The organism is Kribbella pittospori (assembly GCF_004331465.1).
Lineage (GTDB): Bacteria > Actinomycetota > Actinomycetes > Propionibacteriales > Kribbellaceae > Kribbella > Kribbella pittospori.
Genome location: NZ_SJKB01000007.1, coordinates 137,798 through 151,734, shown reverse-complemented (window position 1 = coordinate 151,734; position 13,937 = coordinate 137,798). Strand labels below are relative to the sequence as shown.

At 68.1% G+C, this 13,937-nt stretch carries 17 protein-coding genes; 7 read left to right on the top strand and 10 right to left on the bottom strand.

Annotated elements, in window-relative coordinates; genetic code table 11:
* Positions 1 to 15: 15 nt before the first annotated feature.
* Genes E0H73_RS22845 through E0H73_RS22835 form a run of 3 tightly spaced genes read left to right on the top strand, consistent with a single transcriptional unit; the run spans position 16 to position 2,203 of the window.
* Positions 16 to 768 carry a LamB/YcsF family protein gene (locus tag E0H73_RS22845; protein ID WP_202867516.1) on the top strand — a complete coding sequence of 251 codons (753 nt, stop codon included), beginning with the start codon at positions 16 to 18 and terminating at the stop codon, positions 766 to 768.
* Positions 768 to 1,373 (top strand): 5-oxoprolinase subunit B family protein, encoded by a 606-nt coding sequence (locus tag E0H73_RS22840; RefSeq protein WP_131359828.1) that lies wholly within the window; start codon positions 768 to 770, stop codon positions 1,371 to 1,373. Before E0H73_RS22845 ends, E0H73_RS22840 begins: the two co-directional genes overlap by 1 nt.
* Positions 1,370 to 2,203, top strand: coding sequence for a 5-oxoprolinase subunit C family protein (locus tag E0H73_RS22835; protein WP_131359826.1), 834 nt, complete (start codon positions 1,370 to 1,372; stop codon positions 2,201 to 2,203). Before E0H73_RS22840 ends, E0H73_RS22835 begins: the two co-directional genes overlap by 4 nt.
* 255 nt (positions 2,204 to 2,458) lie before the next feature.
* Here E0H73_RS22835 and E0H73_RS22830 read toward each other — a convergent pair whose 3' ends face one another.
* Complete coding sequence (locus E0H73_RS22830) at positions 2,459 to 3,253, bottom strand: class I SAM-dependent methyltransferase (protein ID WP_131359824.1); 795 nt, start codon at positions 3,251 to 3,253, stop codon at positions 2,459 to 2,461.
* Between the two features lie 47 nt (positions 3,254 to 3,300).
* Here E0H73_RS22830 and E0H73_RS22825 point away from each other — a divergent pair, with 47 nt between their 5' ends.
* Positions 3,301 to 3,873: a TetR/AcrR family transcriptional regulator gene (locus E0H73_RS22825; protein ID WP_202867515.1), complete on the top strand. Its 573-nt coding sequence runs from the start codon at positions 3,301 to 3,303 to the stop codon at positions 3,871 to 3,873.
* A 3-nt stretch (positions 3,874 to 3,876) separates the two neighbouring features.
* Here the strand turns inward: E0H73_RS22825 and E0H73_RS22820 are convergent, their stop codons facing one another.
* Both E0H73_RS22820 and E0H73_RS22815 read right to left on the bottom strand, forming a co-directional pair.
* Positions 3,877 to 4,386 carry a VOC family protein gene (locus tag E0H73_RS22820; protein ID WP_131359822.1) on the bottom strand — a complete coding sequence of 170 codons (510 nt, stop codon included), beginning with the start codon at positions 4,384 to 4,386 and terminating at the stop codon, positions 3,877 to 3,879.
* Between the two features lie 56 nt (positions 4,387 to 4,442).
* Positions 4,443 to 5,420, bottom strand: a complete 978-nt coding sequence (locus E0H73_RS22815) for a GlxA family transcriptional regulator (protein WP_131359821.1) — start codon at positions 5,418 to 5,420, stop codon at positions 4,443 to 4,445.
* A gap of 68 nt (positions 5,421 to 5,488) precedes the next feature.
* On the opposite strand from E0H73_RS22815, the gene E0H73_RS22810 reads away from it, so the two are divergent.
* Both E0H73_RS22810 and E0H73_RS22805 read left to right on the top strand, forming a co-directional pair.
* On the top strand, positions 5,489 to 6,127 hold the full coding sequence (locus E0H73_RS22810; protein ID WP_131359819.1) for an HD domain-containing protein: 639 nt from the start codon (positions 5,489 to 5,491) through the stop codon (positions 6,125 to 6,127).
* 67 nt (positions 6,128 to 6,194) lie between these two features.
* Entirely contained in the window at positions 6,195 to 6,545 is a 351-nt protein-coding gene (locus tag E0H73_RS22805; protein ID WP_131359817.1) for a UBP-type zinc finger domain-containing protein, read from the top strand.
* Between the two features lie 81 nt (positions 6,546 to 6,626).
* Here the strand turns inward: E0H73_RS22805 and E0H73_RS22800 are convergent, their stop codons facing one another.
* The 5 genes from E0H73_RS22800 to E0H73_RS22780 form a co-directional block, all read right to left on the bottom strand.
* Positions 6,627 to 7,628 carry a proline racemase family protein gene (locus E0H73_RS22800; RefSeq protein WP_131359815.1) on the bottom strand — a complete coding sequence of 334 codons (1,002 nt, stop codon included), beginning with the start codon at positions 7,626 to 7,628 and terminating at the stop codon, positions 6,627 to 6,629.
* Positions 7,625 to 8,527 (bottom strand): dihydrodipicolinate synthase family protein, encoded by a 903-nt coding sequence (locus tag E0H73_RS22795; protein ID WP_131359813.1) that lies wholly within the window; start codon positions 8,525 to 8,527, stop codon positions 7,625 to 7,627. The genes E0H73_RS22800 and E0H73_RS22795 overlap by 4 nt, the downstream gene beginning before the upstream one ends.
* Complete coding sequence (locus E0H73_RS22790; RefSeq protein WP_131359811.1) at positions 8,524 to 10,356, bottom strand: FAD-dependent oxidoreductase; 1,833 nt, start codon at positions 10,354 to 10,356, stop codon at positions 8,524 to 8,526. The genes E0H73_RS22795 and E0H73_RS22790 overlap by 4 nt, the downstream gene beginning before the upstream one ends.
* Entirely contained in the window at positions 10,353 to 11,516 is a 1,164-nt protein-coding gene (locus E0H73_RS22785; RefSeq protein ID WP_131359809.1) for an NAD(P)/FAD-dependent oxidoreductase, read from the bottom strand. Before E0H73_RS22785 ends, E0H73_RS22790 begins: the two co-directional genes overlap by 4 nt.
* Positions 11,517 to 11,616: 100 nt before the next feature.
* Complete coding sequence (locus tag E0H73_RS22780) at positions 11,617 to 12,222, bottom strand: helix-turn-helix domain-containing protein (RefSeq protein ID WP_131359807.1); 606 nt, start codon at positions 12,220 to 12,222, stop codon at positions 11,617 to 11,619.
* Between the two features lie 61 nt (positions 12,223 to 12,283).
* Here E0H73_RS22780 and E0H73_RS22775 point away from each other — a divergent pair, with 61 nt between their 5' ends.
* Entirely contained in the window at positions 12,284 to 13,219 is a 936-nt protein-coding gene (locus E0H73_RS22775) for a cation diffusion facilitator family transporter (RefSeq protein ID WP_165555787.1), read from the top strand.
* Here the strand turns inward: E0H73_RS22775 and E0H73_RS22770 are convergent.
* Both E0H73_RS22770 and E0H73_RS22765 read right to left on the bottom strand, forming a co-directional pair.
* Complete coding sequence (locus tag E0H73_RS22770; protein ID WP_131359803.1) at positions 13,191 to 13,373, bottom strand: DUF3099 domain-containing protein; 183 nt, start codon at positions 13,371 to 13,373, stop codon at positions 13,191 to 13,193. The two genes, E0H73_RS22775 and E0H73_RS22770, sit on opposite strands and share 29 nt — an antisense overlap.
* A gap of 1 nt (position 13,374) precedes the next feature.
* Entirely contained in the window at positions 13,375 to 13,824 is a 450-nt protein-coding gene (locus E0H73_RS22765; RefSeq protein WP_131359801.1) for a MarR family winged helix-turn-helix transcriptional regulator, read from the bottom strand.
* Positions 13,825 to 13,937 lie beyond the last annotated feature (113 nt).

The following is a 13,937-nucleotide window of genomic DNA, read 5'->3' as shown; positions in this document are numbered from 1 at the left end:
CTTGGAGGAGTGTTCATGGACCTCAACGCCGATCTCGGTGAGGGATTCGGATCGTGGCAAATGGGTGACGACAACGCCCTGCTGGACGTCGTCACCAGCGCCAACGTGGCCTGCGGCTTCCACGCCGGCGATCCGTCGATCATGCGCCGAGTGACTGCGCGGGCGGTCTCGCGTGGCGTGGCGATCGGGGCGCACGTTGGGTACGCCGACAAGGCAGGGTTCGGTCGGCGCTTCGTCGACATCGAGCCGTCGGCGCTGCGTGACGAGGTCGTGTACCAGATCGCCGCACTGGACGGCTTCGCGCGGATCGCGGGTGACCGGGTCCGGTACGTGAAGCCGCACGGCGCGCTGTACAACACGATCGGCCACCATCTCGAGCAGGCCGCTGCCGTCGTTGGCGCGGTCGCCGACTACGACCGTTCGCTGCCGGTGCTCGGTCTGCCCGGGTCGGCCTGGCTGCGACTCGCGGCCGACACCGGACTGCCCGTCGTACATGAGGCTTTCGCGGACCGTGCGTACACACCCTCCGGGACCTTGGTGTCGCGGCGCGAGGCCGGGTCGGTGCTGCACGACGCGGACGAGATCGCTGCCCGGTGTACGGCGATGGCGACCGGGCAGCCGATCCACGACATCGAGGGCGGGACGCTGAAGGTCGAGCCGGCCTCGATCTGCGTGCACGGCGATACGCCGGGCGCGGTCGACATCGCGCGCCGGGTGCGGTCCGCGATGGAGGGGGCGGGCGTGACGTTGAGCCCGTTCGCCCAGTGATGCGGATTCTGCCCTCCGGCGACCACGCGCTCCTGGTCGAACTCGACACCCTCGACCAGGTCCTCGGCTACTACTCCGCCCTCACCGATTCACCACCTGCCGACGTCATCGACATCGTCCCCGCCGCGCGTACCGTCATGGTCACCACCGCCGGTGGTCTGGACGCACTGTCTCGCGCCCTGCGCTCAGTCACACTTGCCGACGGTGCCCACGCGGTCGGGGACTTGATCGAGCTGCCAGTGACCTACGACGGCGAGGATCTGCAGGACGTCGCTGACGTGCTGGGCTGCAGCGTCGGCGAGGTCGTCCAACGGCACACCGGCGAGGAGTGGACCGTCGCCTTCTGCGGCTTCTCCCCCGGCTTCGGTTACCTCACGTCGTCTGCGACCTGGGATGTCCCGCGACGTCAATCTCCAAGGACCAAGGTGCCGCCTGGAGCCGTGGCTCTGGCCGGGGAGTTCAGTGGGGTGTATCCGCGTGAATCGCCGGGTGGGTGGCAGTTGATCGGCCGGACCGACGTGAAGATCTTCGACCAGGAGCGGGATCCCGCCGCTCTGTTCCATCCGGGCCGCCGGGTCCGGTTCGTCGACGCGGGCCGTGGATGACCAGCCTCACCATCCTCGAAACGGGGCCTTTGGCAACAATCCAGGACACCGGCAGAATCGGACAGGCGTCCCTCGGCATCCCCACGTCCGGCGCCTGCGACCGCGCGTCGTACGCGCTCGCCAACCGGCTGGTCGGAAACCGCGACGGTGCCGCCGCGATCGAGGTCACCTTCGGCGGTCTCGTACTGCACGCCGACAACGACCTGACCATCGCCATCACCGGCGCACCCTGCCCCGGCGTGCCGTTCAACGCACCGGCCGTGATCAAGTCCGGCTCTGTACTCCGACTCGGCCCGCCACGGACCGGTCTCCGCACGTACGTCGCCTTTCGCGGCGGAATCGACGTACCGCCGGTCCTGGGCTCCCGCTCGACCGACCTGCTCTCCGGCCTCGGCCCGGCACCCCTCACCGCCGGCCAGACCCTGCCGGTCGGCTGCTCCTACGACCCGATGCCCGGGGTGGATCTCGCCCCCGTCGCGGACCCGCCCGCCGGCGAAGTCGTCGTACGCGTAACCCCCGGCCCCCGCCGCGACTGGTTCACCGACGCCGCCTGGGCCAGCTTCACCACCCAGTCGTACACCGTCAGCAGCAACAGCAACCGAGTCGGCGTCCGCCTCGACGGCAAACCCCTCGAACGCGCCCGCACCCGCGAACTGGCCAGCGAAGGCATGACCCTGGGCGCCATCCAAATCCCACCCTCCGGCCTCCCCGTCATCTTCCTGGCCGACCACCCCGTAACCGGCGGCTACCCGGTCATCGCCTACCTCACCACCCCCCACCAAAACCCCTGCGCCCAACTCCGCCCCGGCCAACCCCTCCGCTTCACGTAGCCCCCCGACGCGTCCGCCACGCGCGCTCCTACCGTCGCGCGCTACGCAGCCGCTCCCACCCGCCCCCTTCCTTGCCCGCGCCGGACTCCTGCGTCGCCCGGCTTACCGACCACCCCGTGGTCTCGCCCGCACGTGGATCCTCAGGCCGGCGTGGACGAGGTCCTGTAAGGGTGTGCGAAGGACGCGACATGTGCTGGTGGTCCAGCTGCACGCGGCCTGCTGAACGCGCTCCTGACGTAGCGGTCGATGGTTCCGTCAGCTCGGGCGTTTGCGGCCAATGAGGTGGAAGATTCGGCTTAGTTGGCGGTAGGGGTCTCGGCGGCTGGCTTCTAGTTCTACTGCGGCTGTTGCTTCCAGTTGCTTTGTGTCGGTGGGGTCCAGGCTGGCGCCGGCGAAATCCAGCCAGTCGACGAAGTGCCATACGCCGTACCAGCGCAGGGTCTCCACATCCCGGTCCCGCAGGAGGTTGGTGAGCTGCTCGACCGTGTGTGCTCGGGTCCGCAGTCCTAGGACCCCGATCTCTTCGGTGGCGTCGAATGCTGCGAGGGCGTCGGCCCAGCGGCGTTCCATCGCTGGGCGGACCGCGGATGTGTTGGCGTTGCCCGCCATGATCGAGACCAGGCCGCCGGGAGCAGCGCACAGGCACAGCTGGTCGAGCACCGGCTCGTCGTGCTCAAGGTATCCAAGCACGCCATGGCACAGCACGGCGTCGAAGCGCCGACCATCGACCGCTTCGTCGGCGTTCGCACCGTCCGCCTCCACGAACGTCACCCGTCGCTGGGCCTCAGCGGGCAATCCCTCGAGTCGCTTTCGCGCCTTGTCCAGCATCGCGGGTGACGGATCGAGCAACGTCACGTCGTACCGGGCTCGCGCCAACGGGAACGACTGATGACCCGCGCCACCCCCGACATCGAGCACAGACGCGGGCGGCGGTGGCAGATGCTCCAGCAACTGCTGGTGCATCACGTACGTGCGCACGCGCCCCTTCACCGTGGCGTACGCCCCATCGGCGAATTGGTCAACCAAGCCAGCCCAGGTGTCAGTGTCCACCTCACCACAGTACAAGTTAGTAGTTAGTAACTAGTAACCTAACCACCATGGCTGCACGCATGAGGGGATCGGAGCGGCGATCCCAGCTCTTGGGGATCGCCGCGCGTGAGTTCGCGGATCATGGCCTTCACGGTGCGTCGATCGAGGCGATCGCCCGCGAGGCCGGCATCACGCAGGCGTACGTCTTTCGGATGTTCGGGACCAAGAAGGCCCTGTTCCTGGAACTGGTCGGCGCAGCCTTCGATCGCTTCAGCGACGGCATGTCCCAAGCCGCCGACGGCGAGCAAGGCCTTGATGCGCTGACGCTGATGGGTTCGCAGTACTACGAACTACTCGCCGACCGCACCACCCTCCTGCTCCAACTCCAAGGCTTCGCCGCCTGCGGAGACCCCGACGTCCGCGACCTCGTCCGGGCCCGCCTCGCCCACATGTGGAACACAGTCGCCGACACCACCGGCCTGGACCCCGTCACAGTGAAGTCCTTCCTCGCCTACGGCATGCTCCTGAACAACGTCGCCGCCCTCGACATCACCGACCTGGACGAACCGTGGTCCAACGGCGTACGCACCCGAATCCACCCAGCCCTCTTCAAACACATCACCACCCAAACCAACCGCTGAAGCTCACTGGTTGGTGATTCTGTCCTGCATTTCTTTTGCGAAGGAAGCTTGAGCTTCGCGGATGGTGGCTTGTTCTGTTGGGTTGGTGAAGAGGTCGGGGAGGGTGGTGGGGTCTACGTCTTGGAGGTGGGTTTGTAGCCACCAGATGTTGCCGAGGGGGTCTTTGACTCGGCAACCGCGGTCGCCGGTGATGCCGGAGTACATCAGAGGGGTGACGACGGTTGCGCCGGCGTCGAGGGCGCGGGCGTAGGTCTTGTCGACGTCGTCGACGTACACGCTGAGGAAGCTGGGGGTGTCCTGCCAGTCCGGGGCGGCGTCGAAGGTCATGAGGACGGAGTGGCCTACGGTCACCTCGGCGTGGCCGATGGTGCCGTCGGGGTTGGGGACGCGGAGGCTGGTGCGGACCTCGAAGGTCTGCTCGACGAAGTCGAGGAAGCGAGCAGCGCCTTTCACCACGACGTACGGCGTGATCGTCGACTTGCCACCGGGGAGCTGCTGCGTTGTCTGCGTCATGTCTCCGAGTCTGCAGCAGGAAGCGGACAGCTTGTGTCCTCTTCTTGAATCACCCGTCAGCGGGCTGCGCGGAAGCGGCGGAGGTATTCGGTGGGGGTCGTGCCCAGGTGCCTGGCGAAGGCTCGACGGAGGGTTTCGTCGCTGCCGAGGCCGCTCAGCCGGGCGGCCGAGGTGATGCTGTGGCCGTCGAGGAGGAGTTGCTGGGCGCGGTCGAGGCGTACACGTTCGACCCACCGGGCCGGCGTGGTGTCGAGGTCGGTCTGGAACAGGCGAGTCAGGTGCCGCGGACTGAGGGCAGCCGACGCAGCCAGTGCGGGCAGGCTGTGGTCAGCGGCGGGGTCGGCGACCACAGACTCGGTCACCGCTCGGAGTGGATCGCTGCGAGGTGGCGGGGTTGCGATCGCTGTGGAGAACTGGGATTGACCGCCTGGTCGTTGCATGAAGACGACGAGCTCCCGGGCGATCTCGCGAGCGACCTTTGCGCCGTGGTCCGCCTCGACGAGGGCGAGAGTCAGGTCGATGCCGGCGCTGATGCCAGCGGAGGTCACGTACCGGTCGTCGTGGATGTGTAGCGCATCCGGTTCGACACGTACTGACGGATAGCGGCGCGCGAGGGTCTGGGCATGACGCCAATGGGTCGTCGCGCTACGGCCATCCAGGAGGCCGAGTCCTGCGAGGACGAAGGCACCTGTGCAGACGGACGCCACCCGGCCGGCCCGATCCGCGAGAGCGCGGACCGCCGCGAGGAGGTCGTCGGGCACTCGATCGACCAGGTGGTCGGCTCCCGCGACCATCACCGTGTCGAAGGGACCTGCCCCGGCTGCTGCCGTGGTGGCGGCGAGGGTCGGGCCGGACGACGTCGCGATGTCTCCGCCTCCGGGGGAGACGAGGCTCGACTCGTACCGGGCGCCGTTGCGGTTCGCCTGGTGAAGGACTTCGAGCGGGCCGCTGACGTCGAGGAGGGTCACGCCGTCAAACACCACGAGAGCGATCCGGTGTGTCCGAATCTGTGGTTCATGTGGCGTTCTGGACATGGCACCAGCGTAGCCACTCCGGCGAGTCTGGACGCACAGACGAGGCACATCAGGAAGGCAGAACGACGATGAGTGAAGAGATCGCCGGGGTACGGATCCCGGACAGCGCCCTGGCCCGCGAGGCGACCGAACTGGTTCGTGAGGTGGCGTCGCCGCTGCTGTTCGATCATTCGCGCCGGGTCTTCCTGTTCGGTGCGTTGCGCGGCCGGGAGCAGGGCCTCGAGTTCGATCCGGAGTTGCTGTACGTCGGCGCGATGTTCCACGACCTCGGTCTGACCGACCGGTTCCGTCGTACCGACCAGCGGTTCGAGATCGACGGCGCCGACCAAGCGCGTCGCTTCCTGCACGCCCACGGCGTCACCGGCGAGCCTGCCGATCGGGTCTGGACCGGCATCGCTCTGCACACGACCCCGGAGATCCCGTTGCACATGGCGGCCGAGATCGCGCTCGTCACCCGCGGGGTGGAACTGGATGTCCTCGGCATCGGTTATCGGACAGTGACCGACGAGCAGCGGGCGGCCGTGGTCGCGGCGCATCCGCGGCCGGACTTCAAGAACCGGATCCTGGCCGCGTTCACGGACGGCATCAAGGACCGGCCGGAGACGACCTTCGGGAACGTCAAGGCCGACGTCCTCGAACATTTCGTCCCCGGTTTCCACCGCGGCGACTTCGTCGACGTGATCAAGAACTCCGACTGGCCCGAGTAGAGCCGGCGACGCGTTGCGCTGTTGGGGCTGCTTGTTTGGGGGCGGTGCGCAGGCGAGGATGTGCGGTATGACGGAGAGTTCTGGGACACCGGGAATCGACAGCACGGTCCCGCCGAGCGGGACCGGGTGCGTGGAGTGCCTGGAGATCGGCGGCTGGTGGTTCCATCTGCGCCGGTGCGCACAGTGCGGGCATATCGGGTGCTGTGACTCCTCCCCCGCGCAGCACGCGTCGGCCCACGCGTCCACGACGGGGCACCAGATCGTGCGCAGCTTCGAGCCGGGCGAGGACTGGTTCTGGCACTACGGCGAGTCCCAGTACTACGACGGTCCGGCGCTCGCGCCGCCGGACTCCCACCCGGTCGACCAGCCGGCGCCGGGCGGCAACGTACCGCCCGACTGGCAGAACCACCTCAACTAACCGGCGACGCCGCCCCACGACCGACAGGCAACCCAGACCCGGCGTGCAGGTGGTGGACCCAGTGTGCAGGCGATCGCCGGGCTAGAGGACGAAGCCGGCGGGGAACGGGTCGTCGGGGTCGAGTAGGTAGTTGGCTGTTCCGGTGATCCAGGCTCGGCCGGTAACGGTTGGTACGACGGCCGGGTGTGGGCCGACCGTGGTTTCCTCGATCAGGCGTCCGGTGAAGCGGGTGCCGATGAACGACTCGTTCACGAAGTCGGTGTTCAGCGCGAGCTCACCGCGCGCATGCAGTTGCGCCATCCGCGCCGACGTACCCGTCCCGCACGGCGACCGGTCGAACCACCCTGGGTGGATCGCCATCGCGTTGCGCGAGTCCGCACCGTCGAGACCGGGCGCGGTGAACTGCACATGCTTGCACCCATTGATCCCCGGATCGAGCGGATGCACCGGCCGGTCGGTCGCGTTGATCGCGTCCATGATGTCCCGGCCGGCCTGCAGGATCCGGTCCTTCTCGGCCCGGTCGAACGGGAGGCCGAGCTGCTCCAACGGGAGGATCGCGTAGAAGTTGCCGCCGTACGCGAGGTCGTACGTCACCTTCCCCAGCCCCGGAACGTCGACGGTCGCGTCCAGTGCATGGCTGTACGACGGAACGTTGCGCAACGTCACGTGCTCGGCCCGACCGTTGCGGACGGCAACGTCGACGACGACCAGGCCGGCCGGGGTGTCGAGGCGGACCTTGGTGACCGGCTCGGTCACCTCGACCATGCCGGACTCCACCAGCACGGTGGCGACGCCGATGGTGCCGTGCCCGCACATCGGCAGCAGGCCGGACACCTCGATGTACAGCACGCCCCAGTCCGCGTCGGAGCGGGTCGGCGGCTGCAGGATCGCGCCGCTCATCGCCGAGTGACCGCGCGGCTCGTTCATCAGGAACAACCGCAGGTCGTCCAGGTGCTTGATGAAGTACTCGCGCCGCTCCGCCATCGTCGCACCGGGGACGACGCCGACCCCACCGGTGACGACGCGGGTCGGCATTCCCTCGGTGTGCGAGTCGATCGCACTGATGGTCCGGACGGACCTCATCGCAGCGACTCCACTGCTTTCTTCATGTCCTGCTCCAGTTGGGCGAGGTGCTCGGGCACCAGGGGTCCACGCGGCGGGCGGCTCGGACCGCCGTACCGGCCGACGTAGTCCATGCCGTACTTGATCGCCTGGACGAACTCGGTCCGCGAGTCCCACCGGAATGCGGCGACCAGCGGCTCGTACAACGCCCGCGCCTCTTCCAGCTTGCCTTGTACGGCGAGGTCGAACAAGCGGACCGATTCCTTCGGGAACACGTTCGGGAATCCGGCGAACCAGCCGGTCGCGCCCATCAGCAGGGCCTCGAGGGTCAGGTCGTCGGCGCCGGCGATGACGGCCAGGTCCGGCGCGAGCTCGCGGATCTCGAGGATCCGGCGGACGTCGCCGGAGAACTCCTTGACCGCGACGATGTTCTCGATCTGGGCGATCTCGCCCAGCAGGTCCGGGGTCAGGTCGACCTTGGTGTCGTGCGGGTTGTTGTAGACCATCACCGGCAGGCCGGCCTTGGCGACCTCGGTGAAGTGGTGGATCACCTCGCCACGGTTCGCGCGGTACATGGTCGGCGGCAGGCAGAGTACGCCGGTTGCACCGTCCTCGGCCGCCTTCTCCGCCCACGCGCGGGCCTGGTGTGCGCCGACGCCGTGGACACCGACCACCACGATGCCATCGTTGCCGACGGCCTCGATCGCGGTACGGGCGACGGCTCGGCGCTCGTCATCCGTCAGCGACGAGTACTCGCCGAGGGAGCCGTTCGGGCCCACTCCGCGGCAGCCGTTGTCGACCAGCCACCGGCAGTGCTCGGCGTACTTGTCCAGGTCCGGACGCAAACCTGCCGGCGCCGACGCGTCCTCGGCGTACGGCAACGCGGTGGCAACGATCACGCCTTCCAACTTCTCGGTCACAGATCCTCCTGAGCCTCTGCCAGATCCCGCAGCCTCACCGGCACGGCGATCGGTCGTTTCATCGATGATTCCGGTGCACCAACCAGCGCACCGACGGTCCGCGAACAGACCCGTCCCTGACACATCCCCAGCCCGGCCCGGCTGCTGAGCTTCAGCGCCCGGCCGTCCTGCACACCACGTCCAGTCACAGCCGCTTCGATCTCTCCGCGCGTGACTTCTTCACACCGGCACACAACGGTCTCCGTCGTACTCCACGCTCGCCACCCGTCCCGCACCGGATAAGCCCGCGCCAACACCTCCGCAAACCGCCGCCCCCGCACCACGCCCTCCCGCACCTCCACCGCGTCCACGTGGTGTGTGGTTGTGCGGGGACTGGGCGGTCGGGGCGTGCTGGCTTCCGCGTGGTGGGCGGCGGCTGTGCCGGCTACCTGGCCTTCGGCGGCGGCTAGGTCGGCGCCGCCGATTCCGGTGAGCTCGCCGGCTGCGAATACACCTGGAGTGGTGGTTTCCTGGTGGGGGTCGACTACGACTGCTGGGCCGCCGTCGGGACCGGTTGTGAGTTTGCAGCGGGCGGAGACTGCGAGTTCGAGTGGGACGGTGAAGCCGAAGCCGAGACATACGGCGTCGACCTCGATGCGTCGTTCGGAGCCTGGGATCGGGTGCCATGAGTCGTCCAGTCGCACGACGGTGACGGCTTCCAGGTGATTGGTGCCGTGGGCGGCGACTACGGTCCAGCCGTGCCGGAGCGGAATTCGGTGCTTCGCCAGGAGGGCGCCGTACCCAAGGGCTTCGAGGAATTTGCTGGAGGCAACTAGTGGGTTGGTGAGCCAGCCTCGGCGGACGGTTCGCAGGGTGTTGGCTTCGAGTAGCTCGACTACCTCGGCGCCTACTCCGATGAGGGACTCTGCTACCGGTAGGAGGAATGGGCCGGTGCCTGCGACGAGTACGCGTTTGCCGACGGAGATGCGTTGTCCCTTGGCCAGTGCTTGTGCTGCGCCGGCGCTGTAGACGCCTGGCAGATCCCACCCAGGGAAGGGAAGTACGCGATCGTATGCGCCTGTGGCTAGGACGATTGCCTTGGCGTCAACTGCGAAGACCTCTCGTCCGACGCTGTCTGCTGGTCCTTGTTGCACCCATAGTCGGAGGCCTTCCATTGCCCACACGGAGGTCTCCGCGAGATGTGTGATCCGCTCGTGCGCCGCCAACCGATCCCGCTGTGAGGCGAATCCCTTCCAGCCGTGCTGCAACCGGCCGGCCCGTCGTGCTTGGAACTCCGCGGGCAGTTGCCGGTTGAACTGGCCGCCCACGCTCCGCCCGGTGTCAATCAACGTCACCGACGCACCACCGTCCGCAGCCGCCAGAGCTGCGGCGATTCCCGCCGGCCCGGCCCCCACCACGACCACGTCAGCCATCCGCGGGGTAGAAGCGGGGTGGGTGGGCGCCGGTGCCAGATCCGCCGGAGGCTGCAGGTCGGAGGCGGCTGACGTCCCGCCTGCCCGCTGCCCGTCTGCGGGTTGAGGTAGGACGGCGCCGGTCTGCATTGCGATCGCGTCTCCGGGTTCGACTGTGCGTTGGCAGGCTCGGATGTCGGGGGTGCCGTTGACTATGACCAGGCAGTCTTGGCAGGCGCCGATGCCGCAGAAGACGCCGCGGGGGCGGGCGGCGAGGCGGGTGGTTCGCCAGGTGTCTCGGCCGGTGGCGAGGAGGGCCGCGGCGACTGTCTGGCCGGCTAGGGCGGTGACCGGTTCGCCGTCCACGGTGATGTTGACGGGGGTCGGCGTACCGACTCGGGCGGGGTCTCCTTCGCGGGGGCGGAGGTAGGCGGTCACGAGGCGAGCACCGCCGGACGGTCGACGCGGAACGGATCGGGATCGACGTGCGGAGCCAGACCGAGGAAGAGCTCGGTGATCAACCGGCCGGTCGACGGCGCGAGCCCGATGCCCGCACCTTCATGACCAGTCGCATGCCACAGACCCGGCGTGCGAGGGTCCGGCCCGATCACCGGCAGATGATCCGGCGCATAAGGACGGAACCCGCCATACGCCCGCATCACCGGCACGTCGCCCAGGAAGGGGAACAGCCCAACCGCCTTCGCGGCCAGCTCACGCAGCACCTTCACCCGAAGAGAGTCGTCGAACCCGATCCGTTCGCGACTAGAACCGATCAGAACAGTCCCGGACCGCGTCGATTCCACCACCGTCGACGTCTGCAGCTCGGCGTCCCCACTCCCGACCGCGCCGACGTAGTCCGCGTCGTACACCTTGTGCCGAACGCATTCCGGCAGCGGCGCAGTCACCAGGATCACCCCCCGCCGAGGCAGCACCTGAATCGGCGCACCCGCATCAGCACTGAACGACCCGGCCCACGGCCCACAAGCATTGAGTACGGCGCGACACGCGATCACACCGTCATCGGTCTCGACCCCGACAACCCGCCCCTGCGCCGAGCGCCGCACCGCCCGCGCCGTCACCCCCGAGCGCATCTCACCACCGCGATCCCGGACGGCCGCGAGCAAAGCCGTTGCCGCGAGCACCGGTTGCACCTGCGCGTCGTCCGGATAGTGCACCCCGACCGTCACCCGAGGAGTCAGCAGGGGCTCCAGCTCGAAGACCTCCTCGCGCGTGATCACGCGAGCATCCACCCCGGCCGCCCGCTGCTTGGCCGCGAACGCCTTCAGCGGCTCGGGATCGGCCGTCGCCACCACGACCCCGCCCTTGGTCTCCCACTCGACGTCGGCGACCCGCTCCGGCAGCCGGGACAGTACGACGTCCCACTCGGCCCGCGAGGCGATCGCCATCTCGAGCTCAGGCCCGGGCTCCTTGTCCGAGACCAGCACGTTGCCCTCACCGGAGGCCGTCGTACCGGCGGCCGGCCCGTCGCGATCGATCACCAGCACCCGCATGCCCGCGGCGGAGAGCGCCTCGGCACAGGCCGCGCCGACCATGCCCGCGCCGACGACCACCACATCGGGTGTCGCGGAACCAGACATCAGACCCTCCGTTCACTAAAATGAACGAAACCGAGACTACGCGCCGACCCTCGGAACGGTCAATGCACTCACCAGGCACTCACCACGCACTCTCGAGGCACTACCCCGGCACATGCGGGCTGCCCGGTGTGATCGGGTACGCATCCGGCGGGTACTCCAGCAGCAGCACCGACCGCACCAGCCCGTCCACAGCCTCATACCCATGCGGCCCGCCGGCCCGGAATGCCAGGTAGTCGCCCGGCCCCAACTCCTCAGTCCTGCCACGCGCTGTGATCCGCAGCCGCCCGGTCAGGACGATGTGATGCTCGGTCCCCGGATGCCCGTCCGACTGCTGTACGGCGTCCGGCCGGACCTCCTGGTTGTAGACCTCGAACAGCCCACCCGGGGTCTCCAGCCGCCGCAGCATCCGCAGATCGATCGCTTCACCGGACAGTACGTCGATGTCCGCCGACCGTACGAGGACCAGGTCCGCGCCCGGCGACTCGCTCAACAACGCCGACACCGGGACCCCCAGAGCGTTCGACAGACTGAACACTGTCTCGATCGTCGGGTTGCCCGCCCCGGACTCCAGTTGCGAGAGCGTCCCCTTCGCGATACCGGACCGCCGGGCCAGCTCGGACAGCGAGATGCCCTGCTCGTCCCGCCTCATCCGCAGATTCGTCCCGAGCAACCGTCCCGCACCCATCGCCGCCACAGCCCGGAGCATGCCACATGCCACGAAGCACCGGCTCGGTTTGACCCATCCATCCCACGGGCACGCGGTGTGGATGGCGGAGGAATCAGTAGGGACCGTACTGCTGGCCGGAGCAGCGAATCTGGCGATCGCGATCGCCAAGGTCGTCGCCGGTCTGCTCTCCGGCTCGACCGCACTGCTCGCCGAGGCGGCACACTCCGTCGCGGACACCATGAACCAGGCGTTTCTGCTGACCGCAATCCACCGCAGCCGGAAGCCTGCCGATGCGCGCCATCCGTTCGGCTACGGGATGGAGCGCTACTTCTGGTCCCTCCTGGCCGCCGTCGGCATCCTGGTGCTCGGCGCGGGCTTCTCGATCGCCGAGGGTCTGCGCGCACTCATCGACCCAGAGCCGATCGAGTCACTCGGGCTGATCTACACAGTCCTGGCGGTCTCAGCGATCTTCGAAGGCACCTCATGGCTCCGTGCGGTCAGGCAGGTACGACGGGAGGCCCGCAAGGAAGGCGTGCCGGCACTGGAACACCTCAGAAACGCCGAACCGGCAGTCAAGACCGTAGCGTTCGAGGACACCGCTGCTCTGATCGGCCTGCTGATCGCAGCCGTCGGCGTGACGCTCGCAGTCGTCACCGGCCAGCATCTGTGGGACGGCGCCGCGTCGATCGCCATCGGCGTACTGCTCATCGTCGTCGCCTTCACACTCGGCCGCGACAACAAGACGATGCTGATCGGCCGGGCGCTGCCGGACGACGTACAGCAGCGGATCCGCGCGATCATCAACGACACGCCAGGCATCGACAGCGTCCTCGAACTGCTCAGTCTCCGGCTCGCTCCGGACCAGGTCCTGGTGGTGGCGACCGTCGACCTGGAGGACATGCAGACCACCGGCGCTGCGATCGAACAGCTCGCCGAGCGGGTCGACCGCGAGGTACGCCGGCACTACCCGATGGTCCGGCACCTCTACCTCGATCCGACCCCTGGGATCAGTCCTGACCCCAGTTCGCGACGATGACTGCGATCGGCGGTAGTACTGCGGCGACTGCGCTCATCCCGATCGCGACCGGGATCGAGAACAGCCGCACGACGAACCACGCCAGCCCGATCAGCACCAGACAGCTGCCCATCAGCCAGTAGTAGAGCTTGCGGTTGTCGTACTTGCGGGCCATGTCAGACCTTCATCGCCAGCCTGTCCAGAGCACCGACCAGCGGAGCCAGCTCAGGCAGTCCGGCAGCCTTCTCCAGAGCAGCGGTCAGTACGGCGTCATGCGTCGGCTGGGCCTGGTCGCGCAGGTCACGGCCGGCCTGGGTGACCTCGGTGTAGATGCCGCGGCGGTCGGTCGGGCACAGGTACCGCTGCAGGAGCTTGCGGTCCTCCAGACGGTTGACCAGCCGGGTGGTGGCCGACTGGCTCAGCACGACCGCGTTGGACAGCTGATTCATCCGCAGGTGGTAGTCGTCCTGCCGCGCCAGCATGTCGAGCACGCTGTACTCGCTGACGGACAGGCCGTGCTGCTTCTGCAGCGCACGCTCCAGCTCGTCCTCGATCCGGGCGTGCAGAGCGGCCAGAGTTCGCCAGCCCGCTGCCCGCGCCTCGGCGGCATCATCCGGCAGTCCCACGAAGCCTCCACGTGAACGAATAGCCCGCTTCTGCAACTATCGCGCACGCCGGTAACAGTCACAAGACCACGGTCCGATCGTGCCCGCCGGCCAGGCTTTTCGATCCAGAGCAG